The 16,761-nt window shown below is 60.9% G+C and carries 17 protein-coding genes; 9 read left to right on the forward strand and 8 right to left on the reverse strand.

Annotated features, from left to right (window positions below; genetic code table 11):
• The first annotated feature begins 15 nt into the window (after window positions 1-15).
• Together BFP95_RS04385 and BFP95_RS04390 are read left to right on the forward strand one after the other, a co-directional pair.
• Window positions 16-381: a response regulator gene (locus BFP95_RS04385; RefSeq protein WP_065873066.1), complete on the forward strand. Its 366-nt coding sequence runs from the start codon at window positions 16-18 to the stop codon at window positions 379-381.
• 156 nt (window positions 382-537) lie between these two features.
• The gene (locus tag BFP95_RS04390) at window positions 538-1,938 is read left to right on the forward strand and encodes a DUF1254 domain-containing protein (protein ID WP_065873065.1); all 1,401 of its coding nucleotides are present in this window, start codon (window positions 538-540) and stop codon (window positions 1,936-1,938) included.
• 55 nt (window positions 1,939-1,993) lie between these two features.
• Here the strand turns inward: BFP95_RS04390 and BFP95_RS04395 are convergent, their stop codons facing one another.
• Both BFP95_RS04395 and BFP95_RS04400 read right to left on the reverse strand, forming a co-directional pair.
• Complete coding sequence (locus tag BFP95_RS04395) at window positions 1,994-2,665, reverse strand: DUF3313 domain-containing protein (RefSeq protein ID WP_065909358.1); 672 nt, start codon at window positions 2,663-2,665, stop codon at window positions 1,994-1,996.
• Window positions 2,666-2,755: 90 nt separating this feature from the next.
• Entirely contained in the window at window positions 2,756-3,250 is a 495-nt protein-coding gene (locus BFP95_RS04400; protein ID WP_065873063.1) for a hypothetical protein, read from the reverse strand.
• Between the two features lie 177 nt (window positions 3,251-3,427).
• On the opposite strand from BFP95_RS04400, the gene ccoN reads away from it, so the two are divergent.
• From ccoN to BFP95_RS04415, 3 genes are all read left to right on the forward strand, one after another.
• Entirely contained in the window at window positions 3,428-4,855 is a 1,428-nt protein-coding gene (ccoN, locus tag BFP95_RS04405; RefSeq protein WP_065873062.1) for a cytochrome-c oxidase, cbb3-type subunit I, read from the forward strand.
• A gap of 1 nt (window position 4,856) precedes the next feature.
• On the forward strand, window positions 4,857-5,066 hold the full coding sequence (locus tag BFP95_RS04410; protein ID WP_065873061.1) for a cbb3-type cytochrome c oxidase subunit 3: 210 nt from the start codon (window positions 4,857-4,859) through the stop codon (window positions 5,064-5,066).
• A gap of 90 nt (window positions 5,067-5,156) precedes the next feature.
• Entirely contained in the window at window positions 5,157-5,849 is a 693-nt protein-coding gene (locus BFP95_RS04415; RefSeq protein ID WP_065873060.1) for an aspartate/glutamate racemase family protein, read from the forward strand.
• On the opposite strand, the gene BFP95_RS04420 is transcribed toward BFP95_RS04415, so the two are convergent.
• From BFP95_RS04420 to BFP95_RS04435, 4 genes are all read right to left on the reverse strand, one after another.
• The gene (locus tag BFP95_RS04420; RefSeq protein WP_065890961.1) at window positions 5,846-6,358 is read right to left on the reverse strand and encodes a GNAT family N-acetyltransferase; all 513 of its coding nucleotides are present in this window, start codon (window positions 6,356-6,358) and stop codon (window positions 5,846-5,848) included. The genes BFP95_RS04415 and BFP95_RS04420 overlap by 4 nt on opposite strands.
• 61 nt (window positions 6,359-6,419) lie before the next feature.
• Window positions 6,420-7,484, reverse strand: coding sequence for a DUF1176 domain-containing protein (locus BFP95_RS04425; protein WP_065909359.1), 1,065 nt, complete (start codon window positions 7,482-7,484; stop codon window positions 6,420-6,422).
• 53 nt (window positions 7,485-7,537) lie between these two features.
• Window positions 7,538-8,677, reverse strand: a complete 1,140-nt coding sequence (locus tag BFP95_RS04430) for a glycerate kinase (RefSeq protein WP_065909362.1) — start codon at window positions 8,675-8,677, stop codon at window positions 7,538-7,540.
• Between the two features lie 91 nt (window positions 8,678-8,768).
• Window positions 8,769-9,875 (reverse strand): sugar diacid recognition domain-containing protein, encoded by a 1,107-nt coding sequence (locus BFP95_RS04435; protein ID WP_065880536.1) that lies wholly within the window; start codon window positions 9,873-9,875, stop codon window positions 8,769-8,771.
• 160 nt (window positions 9,876-10,035) lie between these two features.
• Between BFP95_RS04435 and BFP95_RS04440 the strand changes: the two genes are divergently transcribed.
• A complete protein-coding gene (locus tag BFP95_RS04440; protein ID WP_065873056.1) occupies window positions 10,036-11,346 on the forward strand; it encodes an MFS transporter in 1,311 nt (436 codons plus the stop codon).
• Window positions 11,347-11,441: 95 nt separating this feature from the next.
• On the opposite strand, the gene BFP95_RS04445 is transcribed toward BFP95_RS04440, so the two are convergent.
• Window positions 11,442-12,146 (reverse strand): SDR family oxidoreductase, encoded by a 705-nt coding sequence (locus BFP95_RS04445; RefSeq protein WP_065909366.1) that lies wholly within the window; start codon window positions 12,144-12,146, stop codon window positions 11,442-11,444.
• A gap of 101 nt (window positions 12,147-12,247) precedes the next feature.
• On the opposite strand from BFP95_RS04445, the gene BFP95_RS04450 reads away from it, so the two are divergent.
• The 3 genes from BFP95_RS04450 to rarD all read left to right on the forward strand — a co-directional run bounded on the left by BFP95_RS04450 (window position 12,248) and on the right by rarD (window position 15,414).
• Complete coding sequence (locus BFP95_RS04450; RefSeq protein ID WP_065873054.1) at window positions 12,248-13,150, forward strand: LysR family transcriptional regulator; 903 nt, start codon at window positions 12,248-12,250, stop codon at window positions 13,148-13,150.
• An 80-nt stretch (window positions 13,151-13,230) separates the two neighbouring features.
• Entirely contained in the window at window positions 13,231-14,241 is a 1,011-nt protein-coding gene (locus BFP95_RS04455) for an aldo/keto reductase (protein WP_065873053.1), read from the forward strand.
• Window positions 14,242-14,532: 291 nt separating this feature from the next.
• Window positions 14,533-15,414 (forward strand): EamA family transporter RarD, encoded by an 882-nt coding sequence (gene rarD / locus BFP95_RS04460; protein ID WP_065873244.1) that lies wholly within the window; start codon window positions 14,533-14,535, stop codon window positions 15,412-15,414.
• A gap of 55 nt (window positions 15,415-15,469) precedes the next feature.
• Here rarD and hppD read toward each other — a convergent pair whose 3' ends face one another.
• On the reverse strand, window positions 15,470-16,546 hold the full coding sequence (gene hppD / locus BFP95_RS04465; RefSeq protein WP_065873052.1) for a 4-hydroxyphenylpyruvate dioxygenase: 1,077 nt from the start codon (window positions 16,544-16,546) through the stop codon (window positions 15,470-15,472).
• Window positions 16,547-16,761 lie beyond the last annotated feature (215 nt).

Raw genomic sequence — 16,761 nt, forward strand, 5'->3', positions numbered from 1 at the left:
TTTGGGAATTCGATTATGTCTGCAGTCACCTCCACCATCCTTGTCGTCGAAGACGATGCCATCGTGCGCATGCTCATCGTCGATGTCTTGGAGGAGCTGGAATTCAGTGTGGTAGAGGCGGCCGATGCCGAGGAGGCGCTGGCTCTGGTGCAAAACACCGACCAGGTGATCGACCTCCTGATGACCGACGTCGGCCTGCCAGACATGGACGGCAAGCAACTGGCGATCAAGGTCCGCGAACTACGCCCTGCCCTGCCAATCCTGTTCGCCAGCGGCTATGCCGAGAATATCGACGTGTCTGCCGGCATGCAGGTCATCGCCAAGCCGTTTTCCATCGATCAACTGCGCGACAAAGTCAAATCGATGTTGCCTGCGCTGTAATCCCGGCTTGTCTTCAGTGCCGCCTGCATGGGCGGCATTTTTGCGTCAGATGTTCAGAGATTAACGTGACCTTCGACCAATAAAACCGGAAACTCAGCGCTTCCCCGCGCCACCCCTACTCATTCTTCAAAACGCACTCACGAAGGACGCAACAACATGATTGGAAAACCGACGCGCCTGCTGTTGGCGAGCCTCTCGATACTCATGAGCACCGGCGCCTGGGCTGACTTCACGGCAACACCGAGTGAGGCCCGGGCGATTGCCAAGGAAGCCTACCTGTATGGCTACCCGGTGGTGGAGATGTACAAGACGCTCTATACGCAGGCCGTTGATCAAGGCGGCGCCAACTTCAAGGCGCCGATCAATCGGCTGGGGCATTCCGCCCAAGTGCTCAGCCCGAAAGACACCACGCAGGCCAAGGCGAACCCTGACACGCCCTATTCCTTCGTCTGGATGGACCTGCGCAGGGAGCCGATGGTGCTGACGTTGCCCGGGATTGAGGACGATCGCTATTACTCGGTGCAGTTGATCGACCTTTATAGCCAGAACATTGCGTACCTGGGCACTCGCAGTACCGGCAACCATGGCGGCCACTACATGGTCGCGGGTCCTGATTGGAAGGGCCAGCAGCCTGTGGATGTGGACCGGGTGATCTACAGCGAAAGCAACTTGGTCTACGCGCTCTACCGCACGCAGTTGTTTGATGAAAAAGACCTGAACAAGGTCAAGCAGATCCAGAACGGCTACAAGGTGCAGCCGCTGAGCGGCTATGTGAAGCAAGCCGCACCGGCCAAGGTGGCAAAGATCGAGTGGCCCAAGCCCACGGCGGCGATGACAGACAGCCCGCAACTGTTTCGCTACCTGAACTTTATGCTGGCCTACGCCAAGCCTCAGGACAGCGAGAAAGACCTGCTGGCCCGCTTTGCCACCATCGGCATCGCGCCTGGCGCGCCCTTCAAGGTCAGCCAGCTCAGCGCGGAACAGCGCAAAGCCCTGGAACAAGGCATAGCAGATGGCAAAGCCGAGTTTGCAGCCTTCAAGAAAGACAAGCTCGACACCCTTCAGGTCACCAGTGGCGAACTGCATGGCAGCCGTGATCGCCTGAAAAACAACTACCTGTACCGCTACGCCGGCGCTATCCAGCGTTTGTTCGGCAATTCGGCCGAAGAAGTCAGCTACATGACTTACGCCGTCGACAGCGAAGGCAAACCGGCCAATGGTGCGCGTCATAGCTACACCGTTCACTTTGCCAAAGACCAACTGCCACCGGCCGATGCATTCTGGTCGCTGACCATGTATGAAGCCAAGACCGGGCAACTGGTGCCCAACCACAAGAAACGCTACCTGATCAATTCACGGATGCTGCCCAACCTCAAGCGCGACGCCGACGGCGGCGTGACCCTGGCGCTGCAACACCACGAGCCGCCGAAGGCAGAACAGAGCAATTGGCTGCCCGCGCCGCCCGCGCCCTTCTACGCGGTACTGCGCATGTACCTGCCCAAGCCGGAAGCAGTTAATGGCCAATGGAAGCTGCCACCCCTGACACCCCAGAAGTAGCAGCGACTGGCCGGCAGTTGTGACACCAACGAGCCGGCCAGGATGGGGTTGAGGTTCAGTGCTTTTTCAGCTTCACATAGGACTGGTGCAGGTCCGACGCCCAGCCGTCGATAACGCCTTTCACATCGCTGGACTGCATCACTTGGGAATCATTGGCCAACGGCTTGCCGGTGCCTTTGTGTACCACTTGGGCGAGTACCTTGCCATTGGCGCCGTCGAGAAACTGCGCTTCGGTGCCCAGGGTGGTTTCCTGGTCACGGATGCCGGTACCGGTACTGACCGCCGCAGCCACCAGAGCGACCGGAATAAACTCATAGGGCTTGAGGCCTTCGGTCTTGCTGCCGACCGCCGTAATCGCCGCGCGCACCACAATGACGCCTGGACCTGGGCCATTGGCCAGGGGCAACGACTTGGCCAGTTCACGCTTGAGCGCCTGGTTGAAATAATCGTTGATGCCACGCAGGGTGCTGTCCGGAATCTTGGCGGTGGCCTGGGGCTTGGGGTAGAACTGCGTCGGTTCGATGTACACCGCGCTGTAGCGGCTCAAATCCAGTGTTGGGTCGACCCAGCGCATCACTTCGGCGCCCGAAGGCGACTTGCCTTGCTTCAGTTGGCTGTAATCCGAGAGAAAACCCGAGTATTCATCGGGTTGCGTAATCTTGCTGGCACAGCCCGCCAGCCCAAGCGAAGCGACGCACAGCACGGTAACGACTTGCCTTAATTTCATCTTTTGAACTCCCTGGCGGTCGGCGTTGGAACATTGAGCTGTAGGTATAGCTAATCCTGGGCAAATAGCCCTGCTCCAATCACCTGCCGTTCAGGCGCGTTCGCGAGGAATCAGGCTCTGCAACTGCGACGCCAGGAAGTTCGCGTCAAAGCCGAACGTGTCCGGGTCTTTAAGGCCATTGGTCTTCTTCCACAGCCAATCGTTTTTATCCGCAGGCAGCACCAGGGAAACGCTGCCATGCCGCGCGGCGGTCAAACCCATTACGGAGACGGAGATCAACCCACCCACCCCCATCACATCCGGCACGAACTCCACCGGTTTGCCGGTGATCTGCACGGTCAGTTTCTCGGTCTTGAAGGTCGACGTCTCCACCGGGATGCTTGGGCCGCTGGCCACGTAAGGCTCTCGGTGCACTTCAAGCAACCCCACCGTTTTCACCGGTTCCAGCCATTGCTCGATCTGCCCGAACAACGCGTCGAGTTTTTGCGCCCAGCGGGCCGACTGCACGTCGAATTGCTGTTTTTTATGCGCTTCGCTATCGGCGTAATGACGAAGCATCTCGCCCAGTTGCTGTACATCGTCCATTGCGGATCTCCTCCGGTGAGCCAGGTTGCGAAGCTCAATCATGGCAGATGCGGTGGCCGGCCGTGCGACTAACGCTGGCAAAGCAACTGATCCGCTGCAATGAGGTTCCTCTGAGTCTGTTTTGTTTTACCCACGCTTCCTACAGTGCCGCCACTTGGAACCGTGGGAGGACTGAGCATGAGCACAGCAACAATCGGGCAGGCCTATAACTATAAAGTCGTCCGCCAATTCGTTATCGCCACCATCGTCTGGGGCGTGGTCGGCATGGCCATGGGTGTGTGGATCGCCTCGCAGCTGGTCTGGCCGGAAATGAACCTGGATTTACCCTGGACCACCTTTGGCCGCTTGCGCCCCTTGCACACCAGCCTGGTGATCTTTGGCTTTGCCGGCAGTGCGCAGTTTGCCGCCAGCTATTACGCGGTACAGCGCACCTGCCAGGTACGGTTGTTTTCCGACCGCCTCGCCGCGTTTACCTTTTGGGGTTGGCAGTCGGTGATCGTGATCATGTTGATCAGCCTGCCGCTGGGCTACACCACCACCAAGGAGTACGCCGAGATCGAGTTCTCCGGCGCGGTGTGGATGACCGTGGTGTGGGTGGCCTATGCCCTTGTGTTTTTCACCACCGTGGTGCGGCGCAAAACCAAACACATCTATGTGGGCAACTGGTTTTTCGGCGCATTCATTTTGGTGATCGCCATGCTGCATGTGGTCAACCACCTGGCGATCCCGGTGGACTGGTTCAAGTCATACCCGGTGTATTCCGGGGCGACGGATGCCATGGTGCAGTGGTGGTATGGGCATAACGCCGTAGGGTTTTTCCTGACCACTGGCTTTCTGGGGATGATGTACTACTTCGTACCAAAACAAGTCGGACGCCCGGTGTACTCCTATCGCTTGTCGATCGTGCACTTCTGGGCGCTGATCACCCTGTATATCTGGGCCGGCCCGCACCACCTGCACTACACCGCCCTGCCTGATTGGGCGCAGTCCCTGGGCATGGCAATGTCGTTGATTCTGCTGGCACCGAGCTGGGGCGGGATGATCAACGGCATGATGACCTTGTCGGGTGCCTGGCATAAATTGCGCACCGACCCGATCCTGCGTTTCCTGGTGTTGTCCCTGGCGTTCTACGGGATGTCGACCTTCGAAGGGCCGATGATGGCGATCAAGACCGTCAATGCCCTCTCCCACTACACCGACTGGACCATCGGCCACGTGCACGCCGGGGCACTGGGCTGGGTGGCGATGATCACCTTCGGCTCGCTGTATCACATGATCCCGAAGGTGTTCGGCCGCGAGCAGATGCACAGCGTGGCGCTGATCAACCTGCATTTCTGGCTGGCAACCATTGGCACCGTGCTGTACATCGCCTCGATGTGGGTCAATGGCATTACCCAGGGCCTGATGTGGCGGGCCATCAACGATGACGGCACCCTCACCTACTCGTTTGTCGAAGCCTTGCAGGCCAGTCATCCGGGTTTTGTGGTGCGGTTTGCCGGTGGCGTGTTCTTTCTCACCGGGATGGTGTTGATGGCCTACAACACCTGGCGCACGGTACGCGTCGCGGACTTGAAACTGGCCCAGCTTGATGCGCGGATCGCCTGATATGTGGGGTTTGCTGATGGTGGCGTGCCTGTATGGCGCGGTGGAGTACTGCTTGCGCGGTCAGACGGACAAGAGCCTGGACGACGCCAGCTTGATGCCTTTCGCCGATGACCCGGAGGCGGCGCGGCGCGTGGAGCAGGCGACTGGCAAGCAGATCAACGCGGTGGCGCCGGAAGAGGCCAAGCCGGGCTGGGCCAATCTGGACATGTGAAACTGCACCGGTCATTTCGCGGCCAACTGCGTATGACTATCCAGGCGTCAATGCGTAAGGTGAAGCGACTTTCCGTGTCAGGAGCATCGCATGCGCACCATCGGCCTTATCGGCGGCATGAGCTGGGAGTCCAGCGCCGAGTACTACCGCATCATTAACCAACGCGTGCGCGACACGCTCGGCCCGCTGCGCTCGGCGCAACTGTTGATGTACAGCGTGGATTTCGGCCCGGTGGAACAGGCCCAACACGCCGGCCGCTGGGATGACGCCGCGCTGATTCTGGAAGAGGCCGCACGCCGCTTGCAGGCGGGCGGTGCTGACTGTGTCGTGCTGTGTACCAACACGATGCATTTGGTGGCGCCCCGTATTGAAGCCGCGGTGTCGATTCCGTTCCTGCATATTGCCGATGCGGCGGGTGCGGCTGCGGTGGACGCCGGCACGCTGACGGTCGGTTTGCTGGGCACCGCGTTCACCATGGAGCAGGACTTTCTCAAGTCGCGTCTGGCCGCCCAGGGGTTGACCGTGCTGGTGCCTGAGGTGGACGAGCGCCAGGCCGTGCACCGGATCATCTATGAGGAGTTGTGTGTTGGCGTGATCAGTGACGCGTCACGCAAGGTTTACCAAGGTGTGATCGAGTCCCTGGCCGCACGTGGCGCCCAGGCGATCATCCTCGGTTGCACGGAAATCAGCCTACTGATCAAGCCGGAGCACAGCGACCTGCCATTGCTGGACACCACCGAGCTGCATGCGCAGGCTGCGGTGGCGTTTGCCTTGCAGGACTAAGCCGAGGTGCGCAGGCGCGCCATGCTCACGGTATCGACAAACTGGCCGTCGCGCAGGGCGTAATCGCGCAATACGCCTTCGACCTCGAAGCCGAACTTACGGTACAGCCCTTGCGCCGCTTCGTTGTCGGCGTACACGGTAAGTTCTACTCGGCGCAGGTTCATCCAGTTGTCGGCGACGTCCAGCGCGGCCGTCAACAACCGGGAGCCAACCCCCTTGCCCTGCCACGCCGTCGCTACGCCCATGCCGAAGGAACCGACGTGGGCCCGGCGTACACGCTGGTATTGTTCCAGGCCAAGCTGGCCGATCACTTCACCGCCGTGCACGGCCACCAGCTGGAGACGGCGCTCGTTGTCCTGGACCAGCTTGTTGCGCCACGCCTCGACCGACTGAAAAGGCATTTGCAGCACCTGACGGCACACCGCCGGTTCGTTATAGAGCGCTGCGACGCCCTCCAGGTGGGCCTCGGTGAAGCGCTGGATCACGATGTGGGGTTCAGGTGTGTGCATGGTGTTTCATCCTTTGAAAGACACGTGGCCGGCCAGTGTAGGGGCCAAGCCTGCCCGATGGCTAGGGCGCCGGCATGGTCGACCACAAGGCTGGCCAATCCCCCGAAGCGACCCCGGTGCAGCGCGGCATGATGTGAAACTCGCTGAGCTGGAAACGCTCGCCGTCAAACACCCAGGAACCTGCGCCACCACAATCACCGACTCCACGCTGCTTGTAGAAATAACTCAGGGTGCCGGAGGCTTCGTCATACCACACCGAGCCTTGCAGCGCGGCGCCATCCAGGGGCAACGGCTGCACATTGAGAGGCGTTTCTGTGTAGGGCGCTTGTCGCTGGCGGCTGTTGACGTCGTACTCACAGTTGTAGGCCGCACAGTCGTACCTCACCACGGTCATCGCTTGCTGCGCCGTCAAGGCACCTGCTTGTGCTTCGGCGTCACCCTCCTCGGGCGTGGCCGCCTTCAACGCGACCGCTACCAGGCCCGCCTGCTCCTGCGCGTTTAACGGCGGCGGTGAAACAAATTTGCGCAGCACCGGCGTCGGCAGGCGTGGCGGTACCTCATTGGCAGCGCCCTTACCGGGTCGGACCAGCGCCGTCACGTTATCCACGCGCCCCTGCACCGCATCCATTAACAGCAGCGAAGCACTCAGCCCGCTCAATGACACATGCGCGTGCTCATCGCCTGGCAACTGCAGTCGCTGACCGTTGCGCAAACGCTGTAACCAGCGCCGCGCCGAAGCGTCCTTAATCACCCCATAGGACTGCACCTCGGGATCCCCGCCCTGATCGTCCAACTCAACGTGCAAATCGCGGGTCAACGCCAGGCCCAGCGGCTGACCGTCCAGCAGCAAGGTGGAAAGGTCCACGGCTTCACCACGGTGATCGAAGCGCAGACGCAGATACCCCTTTGGACCGGCCTGGTGCCAGAGGTGCAACGTCAGCGAGCTGTAGTCTTCTTCATCAACGCCGCTGGGTGCGCTGAGGGCATGGCAGTTGCGCAAGTTGTCGCAACCGACCACCCATTCCTTGATTTCCCGCAGCAGTGGTACGGTTTCCGAGGGGGGTTGTGCGAAGGCTGGCGCGGGGGTGCCGGTCAGTATCAGGGCCAGGAGTGCGGGGCGCAGCATGGGGACTCTCCGTGTCGAAAAGACGCGGATTGTCCCATGTATGGGGCGTTACGTCAGTGCCTGGAAGCGGTGCGCCATACCCGCGCGATGTCCGCCGCGCGCTCACTCAACAGACGCGGCGCCTCACTGCACGCCTGCTCCAGGCTCATCGGCCCGGAAGGCAAGGCGAATGCGGCGTCCACGCCGTGGGCGTACATCTGTTCGTAGCCTTCGCCCAATGTGCCCGCAACCACAATCACCGGCACGTTGTGTTGTTGGGCAATACGCGCCACACCGAACGGCGTTTTGCCCCGCAAGGTCTGGGCGTCGAAGCGGCCTTCGCCGGTGATCACCAGGTCGGCGCCACGTATGGCTGCATCCAGGCCAACCAGTTCGGCAACCACCTCCACACCGGCACGGAACTGTGCACCCAGGAACGCTTTGGCGGCAAAGCCCAGGCCGCCGGCGGCGCCGCTGCCGGGTTCGTCGCGCACATCCTTGGGCAGCACCTGGGCGCAGTGGTCGGCGAAGTGGCCGAGGGCGCCGTCCAGTAGTTGGACTTGCTCGGGAGTCGCGCCCTTTTGCGGGCCGAATATCGCCGAGGCACCGTGGGGGCCACACAGCGGGTTGTTGACGTCGGCAGCGATGTCGAAGCTCACCTGCGCCAGGCGCGGGTCGAGTTGTTCAAGGCGGATCTGTGTCAGGCGAGCCAAGGCGAGACCACCGGGTGGCAGCGCTTGGCCTGCGGCGTCGAACAGTTGCACGCCGAGCGCCTGCATCGCACCCGCGCCGCCATCGTTGGTGGCACTGCCGCCAATCGCCAGGATGATGCGCTGGGCACCGGCATCCAGGGCTGCGCGGATCAGTTCGCCGGTGCCATATGTGGTGGTTGTGCATGCATCGCGCTGGCCCGACGGGACCAGTTGCAGACCACTGGCTTCGGCCATTTCGATGATGGCGGTGTGGCTGTCGGCCAGCCAGCCCCAGTTCGCCTCGACCGTGGCGCCCAGCGGACCCCGGACGGTCTGGCGACGCAGTTGGCCATTGCACGCGGCGAGTACCGCTTCAACTGTGCCTTCACCACCGTCCGCCATCGGACACTGGACCAATTCGGCATCCGGCCACACCTGGGCCAGGCCTGCCGCAATGGCCTGGGCCACGCCCTCGGCACTCAGGCTGTCCTTGAACGAGTCGGGGGCGATGATGATTTTCATGGGCTTTCTCCGGTTTTTATAACGCCCATGCTGCCAGTTGGCACCGCCGCTGACGCCGGTCCAATGCACAAGTACGGCTGCGCTTTGTTGTTCATTCCGACAAAGCCTGGGGCAGCAACTGCACGCCCAGATAGAGCGCGAGCATGCCGTCGAGGGTCAGCGGGTCGACACCACTGAGTTCGGCGATGCGTTCCATGCGGTAACGCAGGCTGTTGCGATGAATGCCCAGCGCATCGGCACAGGCCTGGCTTTGCCCATCGTGTTCGCACCAACTGCGCAGCGTTGCCAGCAGTTGGCCGTTGCTGTCCTTGGCGAGGACTTTGCGCAGCGGGTTGAGCAACTCGTCGAGGGCATCGTCGTTGCGATGGCGCCAGAGCATCACCGGCAGGCGATAACGGTTGAGCGTCAGCAAGCGCGACTGCGGCAATACATCGCGACCATAGGCGAGCAGGTCACCCACGCGTCGATAGCAGCGGCGCAACCCAGCCAGCCCGTCCGCTTGCCCGCCAACGGCCACGCGGAGGATATTCCAGCCCAGCCCTTCGAGTTTTTCCAGCAGGCGAGGATTATCGACCTGTACCGCCGCCGGCCGGCACCACAGCAGTGAATATTGCGCCGAGCTGACACACCAGCTGTCCGGATAACGTGAGGTCAGCCAGGCACTCAAGGCCTCTGCCGATTGCCCCGCGCCCAGCTCAAACAGGTAGGGCGTGCGCGCCAGCTGCGGTTTGAGGCCCAACTGTTGGGCTTCATCCACCAGGCGCGGCGAGTCGCCGGTTTCGGCCAGCAGCAAGGCGAGCAGGTCATCACAACGCTGACGCCGCCATTGCTGCTCCGCCTGCTGGTGGCGGTGGCTCACCAGCATTTCGGCGGTCATGCGCACCAGTTCGGCGTAGGTGCGCAGGCCTTCCGGTTCGCCGGTAATGCCCAGCACGCCAATCAGGCGCTGGTCGTGCATCAGCGGCAGGTTGATGCCCGGTTGCACGCCCTTGAGGTGCTTGGCGGTCTGACCATCGATTTCCACCACGCGGCCATTGGCGAGCACCAGTTGCGCGCCTTCATGACGGGTGTTGATACGCTCAGGCTCACCGCTGCCAAGAATCAGGCCCTGGCTGTCCATGACGTTGACGTTGTAGGGCAGAATCGCCATGGTGCGATCGACGATATTCTGCGCCAGGTCATGATCCAGCTCGAACATGGGGCTAAATTCCTTGGAAAGCGGGTTGTTCATAGGCACAGCGCAAAGCAGGGTTCGCTGTGCGCGAGCACAAAGACAGCAGCCTGCCAGGTGGCCGAGACTCTTTGGGCGATCAACGTTACCCTCGCATCGCGAAAAATCATAATAAAGAGAGAACGCCATGTCACAGAGCGCCGCTACCGCACTGGCCACCGATGACGATAAAAACGCCATCTACAAGCGCATCACCCTGCGCCTGATCCCCTTCATATTCATCTGCTACCTGTTCAATTACCTCGACCGGGTAAACGTTGGCTTTGCCAAACTGCAGATGCTCGATGCCTTGAAATTCAGCGAAACCGTGTATGGCCTCGGCGCCGGGATCTTCTTTATCGGCTACGTGCTGTGTGGCGTACCGAGCAACCTGGCGTTGACCCGGTTCGGTCCGCGCCGCTGGATTGCATTGATGATGATTGTCTGGGGCACGCTGTCCACTTGCCTGCTGTTCGTCACCACGCCGACGCATTTCTACACCCTGCGCCTGTTTACCGGTGCGGCTGAAGCCGGCTTCTTCCCCGGTGTGGTGCTGTACCTCTCGCAGTGGTTCCCGACGTTCCGCCGTGGGCGGATCATGGCGCTGTTCATGTCGGCGATCCCGGTCTCCGGTTTGCTCGGCAGCCCGTTTTCCGGCTGGATCCTCAACCACTTCGCCGCCGGCCAAGGTGGCCTCGCGGGCTGGCAGTGGATGTTCCTGCTGCAGGGCATTCCGACCGTAATCCTGGGCGCCCTCGCCTACTTTCTGCTCAGCGACAGCTTTGCCAATGCCAAGTGGCTCAAGCCCCACGAGCGTGCGGTGCTGGAAGCCGACCAGGCCACCGACCTGGCGAACAAACCCAAAACCACCACCGACTCCCTGGCTGAGGTGTTCAAGAACCCGGCGATCTGGGCGTTCGGCCTGATCTACTTCTGCATCCAGAGCGGCGTGTACGCCATTAACTTCTGGCTGCCGTCGATCATCAAGAGCCTGGGTTTCAGCGATAACCTGGTGATCGGCTGGCTCAGCGCCATTCCGTACCTACTGGCGGCGGTGTTCATGTTGCTGGTGGGGCGCTCTGCGGACCTGCGCAAAGAGCGGCGCTGGCACTTGGTGGTGCCCATGTTGATGGGCGCGATCGGCCTGGTGATTGCGGTGAATTTCGCCACCACCCCGGCGATTGCAATTCTCGGCCTGACCATCGCCACCATGGGCGCCCTCACCGGCCTGCCGATGTTCTGGCCGGTGCCGACCGCCATGCTCAGTGCAGGCGCGGCGGCGGGCGGGTTGGCGTTGATCAACTCCATGGGCCAGATGGCTGGCTTTCTCAGCCCGTATATCGTTGGGTTTGTGAAGGATGCCACCGGGTCTACCGATATGGCGCTGTACCTGCTCGCGGCGGTGATTGTCGGGGGTAGTGTGTTGGCGTTGCGGATGACGCGTACCTTGAAGGCTTAATGCAGTCCGTGTGGGAGCTGGCTTGCCTGCGATAGCGGTGGTGAATTCACTACCGCTATCGCAGGCAAGCCAGCTCCCACATTGTTGTCCGGTGTTTACAGCTGGCCGCCGCCGTCGATGTCGATGACAGCGCCGGTCAGAAAGCCGTTTTCCATGGCCAATACATACCCCGCCGCCACTTCTTCCGCCTGCCCTACCCGGCCGACCGGCAACCCACCGCCCGCCTTGGCAAACATGGCCAGACGCTGGTCTTCAGCCAACCCTGCATACGCTGGCGTATCAATCACCCCCGGGCAGATCACATTGACCCGACGCGGTGCCAACTCCTTGGCCAATTGCTTGCCCAGCGCTTCGGTCGCGGCATTGATGCCGACCTTGATGAACTGCCCAGGCACCAGTTTTCGACCCAATTGCCCGGAGGTCAGGCAGATGCTGCCGTGTTCGTCGAGAAATGGCAGTGCCTGCTGGACAGCCCGCAGCGAGCCCCACAGCTTCACGTTGAAGTTGTCCTGAGCCTCCAGCAAATCTGTTTCGAGCAAGGTCTTGGCGCGTACGCTCGGCCCGGAGGTATAGACCAGGTGATCAAAGCGCCCCACGCTTTCAAACAGGCGTTGCAGCGACGCGGTATCGGTGACGTCCACCGGTTCGCTGCGCAGGCCGTTTTCGACGCCACGCGCCAAGCGGCGCCCGGCAACTACCACCTGTGCACCACGCGCGGCGGCGGCCTTGGCGACTGCCGCGCCAATACCGCTGCTGCCGCCGATCACGATGACGGTTTTGCCGTTTAAGGAAGAAGCCATGGGGAAAATTCCTGATTGAAAAAGTGAGTGTTCATCTTCCCAGCTTGGCAATCAGCGAAAAATCCCGGTAAAACGACAAGATCTTTAAAGGATTTTTACAAATGAGCTCGACCCTCGACCTTGAAGTCTTTGTGCGCACCGCTGACACCGGCAGCCTGTCTGCCGCTGCACGAGGCTTGGGCTTGACTCCAGCGGCAGCGAGCATCGCCCTCAAGCGCCTGGAAACCCGGTTGGGCATCCGGTTACTGGCGCGCTCCACGCGGAGCATGCGGCTGACCGAGGAAGGCCGGCGCTACCTCGAGAGCGTGCGCGTGGCGCTGGAAGCACTGGCTGAGGGCGAACAGGCGATCAGGCAGCAGGGCCACAGCCTCAGCGGCTTGCTGCAACTGGCGGCGCCGTCGGATTTCGGGCGCAATGTGCTGCTGGGCTGGCTGGATGAGTTCAAGCGCGAACACCCCAACATCCGCCTGCAGTTGCTGCTCAACGACAGCAATGCCGACCTGTTCCGCGACACCGTGGACATTGCCTTGCGTTTTGGCGTACCCCGGGACTCCAGCCTCGTGGCACTGCCGGTGGTGCCCGATCACCACCGCATCCCCTGTGCCAGCCCGGATTACCTGGCGCGCCATGGCACGCCCCGAACACCGGCCGATCTGGCGCAACACAACACGCTGCGCTACATGCGTCAGGGGCGGGCCAACAGTACCTGGTACTTTCGCCAGGGTGCGCTGCTTCAGGAGGTCGAGGTCACGGGCGACTACTTGAGCGATGACGGCGAAATCGTCCGGCGCTGGGCATTGGCCGGTCACGGCATCGCCTATAAAGCCAATCTGGATATTGCCTGCGACATCAAAGCCGGTCGGCTGATGCCCTTGCTGCCTGATTGGCAAGGCGAGCCGACGCCGTTCAACCTGATGTGCCCCCACCGCCTGCAAGTATCGGAACGGGTGAAGGTATTGCATCGCTTTTTACATGTGCGTTGTCAGGCCTTGCTGAGCACCTGAAGAAACGCTTAGAGGGCTTGTCCCAGAGCCTTTGAGTCTGGTATTGCATGGGGCACGTTTCCCGCTTTGAGGAGTTATCCATGATTTACCGCACATTGGGCCAGTCCGGTTTGAAGGTCAGCGCCTTGACCCTGGGCACCATGATGTTTGGCGAACAGACCAACACCGAAGACTCGCTGCGCATCATCGACAAGGCCTGGGACCAGGGCATCAATTTTATTGACACGGCGGACGTCTACACGGGCGGACGCTCCGAGGAAATTGTCGGCGAAGCTATCACCCAGCAGCGCCAAGACTGGATCGTGGCGTCCAAAGTCGGGTTCGGCCCGCCGGACGGCCTTCCCAACCGCAGCGGCCTGAGTCGCAAGCGCATTTTCAACGCACTGGAAGCCAGCCTCACGCGCCTGGACACGGATTACCTCGACATCTATTACCTGCACCGCGAGGACCACAACACGCCGCTGGAGGTGACGGTGTCGGCGATTGGCGACCTGATCCGCCAGGGCAAGGTCCGTTACTGGGGCCTGTCCAACTATCGGGGCTGGCGCATTGCCGAAGTGATTCGCGTGGCCGATCGCCTGGGCGTGGACAAACCCGTGATCAGCCAGCCGCTGTACAACATCGTCAACCGCCAGGCCGAAGTCGAGCAGATCACCGCCGCGGCTGCCTACGGTTTGGGCGTGGTGCCTTACAGCCCACTGGCGCGGGGCGTGCTCAGCGGCAAATATGCCCCGGACGTGACCCCCGAGGTCGGCAGCCGTGCGGCGCGCCAGGACAAACGCATCCTGGAAACAGAATGGCGCGTGGAGTCCCTGCGCATCGCCCAGCAGATCCAGCAATACACCCAAGGGCGCGGCGTCGGGATGGTCGAGTTTGCAATTGCCTGGGTGTTGAATAACTCGGCGGTGAGTTCGGCGATTGTCGGGCCACGCACCGAGGCGCAGTGGGATGCCTACATCGGCGCACTGGATGTGAAGATCACGGCGGAAGATGAAGCGTTCATTGATTCGCTGGTGACGCCGGGGCATGCGTCCACACCGGGGTTCAATGATGTGGGGCATTTTGTTTCGGGCCGCGTGGCACGCGCCTAGGCTTTTTTGGTGAACACAATGTGGGAGCTGTCGAGCCCCAGCGAGGCTGCGAAGGCGGCGGTACTGCCAACATCTTCATCGCATGACACTGCGCTATCGCAGCCTCGCTGAGGCTCGACAGCGCCCACATTCAACCTGCTTCGCCTGGAACACCGCGCTCAATTCGTTGGCCCCACGAGAAATTTCCCTGAAAAACGCCCCAAAACAGAGCACCCCTCTCCCGCCAAAAGCACCATAATCACCCTCTTGAAATCCCCCCTCTTGTGTATCAATGGTTTTCGCGAGGACAGTGTGTCTAAAGGTGTTGTGTTATCGGTCTTGGCCTCGGTGTTGTTTGCCGTGATGTATTACTTCACATCATTGCTGACCCCCTTGAGCGGCCTGGAAATTTTCGGCTGGCGCATGTTGCTCACCGTGCCCTGCATGACGGTATTCATGATCGTCAGCGGCGAATGGCGACGGGTGTGGGAGTTGGTGCGGATGTTGGCGGACCGGCCGCGCTTGATTGCCGGTGTGCTGGTGTCTTCGGCCTTGCTGGGCGTGCAGTTGTGGCTGTTCATGTGGGCGCCGTTGAACGGGCGCAGCCTGGATGTGTCGGTGGGTTACTTCCTGTTGCCACTCACCATGGTGCTAACCGGCCGCCTAGTGTGGGGCGAACAGCTTTCGTACTTGCAGCGGGTCGCGGTATTTTTTGCAGGCCTTGGGGTGCTCAACGAGTTGTACCAGGCCGGTGGTTTCTCTTGGGCAACGTTGGTGGTAATCATCGGCTACCCGATGTACTTCATCGTGCGCAAGTACCTTAAGACCGATCATCTGGGTGGACTCTGGCTGGATATGGCGCTGATGCTGCCAGTGGCCTGGTGGTTTGTGCAGAGTGGCGAGCAAGGTTTTGCGGCGATGGATGCCTACCCGAAGCTCTACGCATTGATTCCACTGCTGGGGCTGATCAGTGCGTCGGCGCTGGTGAGCTACATCATCGCCAGTCGTTTGCTGGCGTTCAGCCTGTTCGGGCTGCTCAGCTACGTAGAGCCGGTACTGTTGCTCGGTGTGGCGCTGATCTTGGGCGAAGGGATCAAGGGCGGCGAATGGCTGACCTACATTCCGATCTGGCTGGCGGTGATGGTGCTGGTGTTTGAAGGGTTCAAGCACTTGGTACGTCATCGCAGCGCCTGATTGGCAGGCAATAAAAAGCCCGGCCGAGGTTATCCTCGGCCGGGCTTTTTTACGCTTAGTCGGCGGTCAACACACCACGGCGGACTTGGTCGCGCTCGATCGACTCAAACAACGCCTTGAAGTTGCCCTCGCCAAACCCATCGTCGCCCTTGCGCTGGATGAATTCGAAGAACACCGGGCCCATCAGGGTTTCCGAGAAAATCTGCAGCAGCAGGCGCTTATCGCCCTCAACCGAAGAACCATCGAGCAGGATGCCGCGCGCCTGCAGTTGATCCACCGGCTCGCCGTGGTTTGGCAAACGGCCTTCGAGCATTTCGTAGTAAGTGTCCGGCGGCGCGGTCATGAAGCGCATGCCGATCTTCTTCAATGCGTCCCAGGTCTTGACCAGATCGTCAGAGAGGAACGCCACGTGCTGGATGCCTTCACCATTGAACTGCATCAGGAACTCTTCGATCTGCCCGGCGCCCTTGGACGACTCTTCGTTCAGCGGGATGCGGATCATGCCGTCCGGCGCGCTCATGGCCTTGGAGGTCAGGCCGGTGTATTCGCCCTTGATATCGAAGTAGCGCGCTTCACGGAAGTTGAACAGTTTCTCGTAGAAGTTGGCCCAGTAGGCCATGCGCCCGCGATAGACGTTGTGGGTCAGGTGGTCGATAACCTTGAGACCGGCGCCTTGCGGGTTGCGATCAACTCCTTCGAGAAACACAAAGTCGATGTCATAGATCGAGCTGCCTTCGCCGAAACGGTCGATGAGGTACAGCGGCGCACCGCCAATGCCTTTGATCGCCGGCAGGTTCAATTCCATCGGGCCGGTTTCGATATGAATCGGCTGCGCACCCAGCTCAAGCGCGCGGTTGTAGGCCTGTTGCGAGTCCTTGACGCGGAACGCCATGCCGCACACCGACGGGCCGTGCTCGGCCGCAAAGTACGAGGCAATGCTGTTGGGTTCGTTGTTGAGGATCAGGTTGATCTCGCCCTGACGGTACAGGTGGACGTTTTTCGAGCGGTGGGTCGCGATTTTGCTGAAGCCCATGATCTCGAAGATCGGCTCCAGGGTGCCCGGCGTCGGCGACGCGAATTCAATGAATTCAAAGCCCATCAGGCCCATTGGGTTTTCGTATAGATCTGCCATGATTTGGCGCCTCATCATTCTTGTGTAGTGACGGTTTCAATTGCCAGCAAGGATGAGAGGCACGGGCGGCGCACAGGAGAGGCCTCGCACGCTGCGGGCGAGGAAATCACCAAAGATGAGGGGGGAGCCGAGTAGCTTCATGGTGTCATCAGTCTCTGACGGCCGAGGCTTGCGTGAGCGCAAGTCATATTCTTGTATGCGTAAATCGATTCTAC

It is taken from the genome of Pseudomonas sp. 58 R 12 (assembly GCF_900005865.1).
Taxonomy (GTDB): Bacteria; Pseudomonadota; Gammaproteobacteria; order Pseudomonadales; family Pseudomonadaceae; genus Aquipseudomonas; species Aquipseudomonas tritici.

Excerpts from the sequence above, each read along its gene's own strand:
- BFP95_RS04385 (WP_065873066.1), top strand. The coding sequence starts at position 16 with ATGTCTGCAGTCACCTCCACCATCCTTGTCGTCGAAGACGATGCCATC.
- BFP95_RS04390 (WP_065873065.1), top strand. The coding sequence starts at position 538 with ATGATTGGAAAACCGACGCGCCTGCTGTTGGCGAGCCTCTCGATACTC.
- BFP95_RS04395 (WP_065909358.1), bottom strand. The coding sequence starts at position 2,665 with ATGAAATTAAGGCAAGTCGTTACCGTGCTGTGCGTCGCTTCGCTTGGG.
- BFP95_RS04400 (WP_065873063.1), bottom strand. The coding sequence starts at position 3,250 with ATGGACGATGTACAGCAACTGGGCGAGATGCTTCGTCATTACGCCGAT.
- ccoN (WP_065873062.1), top strand. The coding sequence starts at position 3,428 with ATGAGCACAGCAACAATCGGGCAGGCCTATAACTATAAAGTCGTCCGC.
- BFP95_RS04410 (WP_065873061.1), top strand. The coding sequence starts at position 4,857 with ATGTGGGGTTTGCTGATGGTGGCGTGCCTGTATGGCGCGGTGGAGTAC.
- BFP95_RS04415 (WP_065873060.1), top strand. The coding sequence starts at position 5,157 with ATGCGCACCATCGGCCTTATCGGCGGCATGAGCTGGGAGTCCAGCGCC.
- BFP95_RS04420 (WP_065890961.1), bottom strand. The coding sequence starts at position 6,358 with ATGCACACACCTGAACCCCACATCGTGATCCAGCGCTTCACCGAGGCC.
- BFP95_RS04425 (WP_065909359.1), bottom strand. The coding sequence starts at position 7,484 with ATGCTGCGCCCCGCACTCCTGGCCCTGATACTGACCGGCACCCCCGCG.
- BFP95_RS04430 (WP_065909362.1), bottom strand. The coding sequence starts at position 8,677 with ATGAAAATCATCATCGCCCCCGACTCGTTCAAGGACAGCCTGAGTGCC.
- BFP95_RS04435 (WP_065880536.1), bottom strand. The coding sequence starts at position 9,875 with ATGTTCGAGCTGGATCATGACCTGGCGCAGAATATCGTCGATCGCACC.
- BFP95_RS04440 (WP_065873056.1), top strand. The coding sequence starts at position 10,036 with ATGTCACAGAGCGCCGCTACCGCACTGGCCACCGATGACGATAAAAAC.
- BFP95_RS04445 (WP_065909366.1), bottom strand. The coding sequence starts at position 12,146 with ATGGCTTCTTCCTTAAACGGCAAAACCGTCATCGTGATCGGCGGCAGC.
- BFP95_RS04450 (WP_065873054.1), top strand. The coding sequence starts at position 12,248 with ATGAGCTCGACCCTCGACCTTGAAGTCTTTGTGCGCACCGCTGACACC.
- BFP95_RS04455 (WP_065873053.1), top strand. The coding sequence starts at position 13,231 with ATGATTTACCGCACATTGGGCCAGTCCGGTTTGAAGGTCAGCGCCTTG.
- hppD (WP_065873052.1), bottom strand. The coding sequence starts at position 16,546 with ATGGCAGATCTATACGAAAACCCAATGGGCCTGATGGGCTTTGAATTC.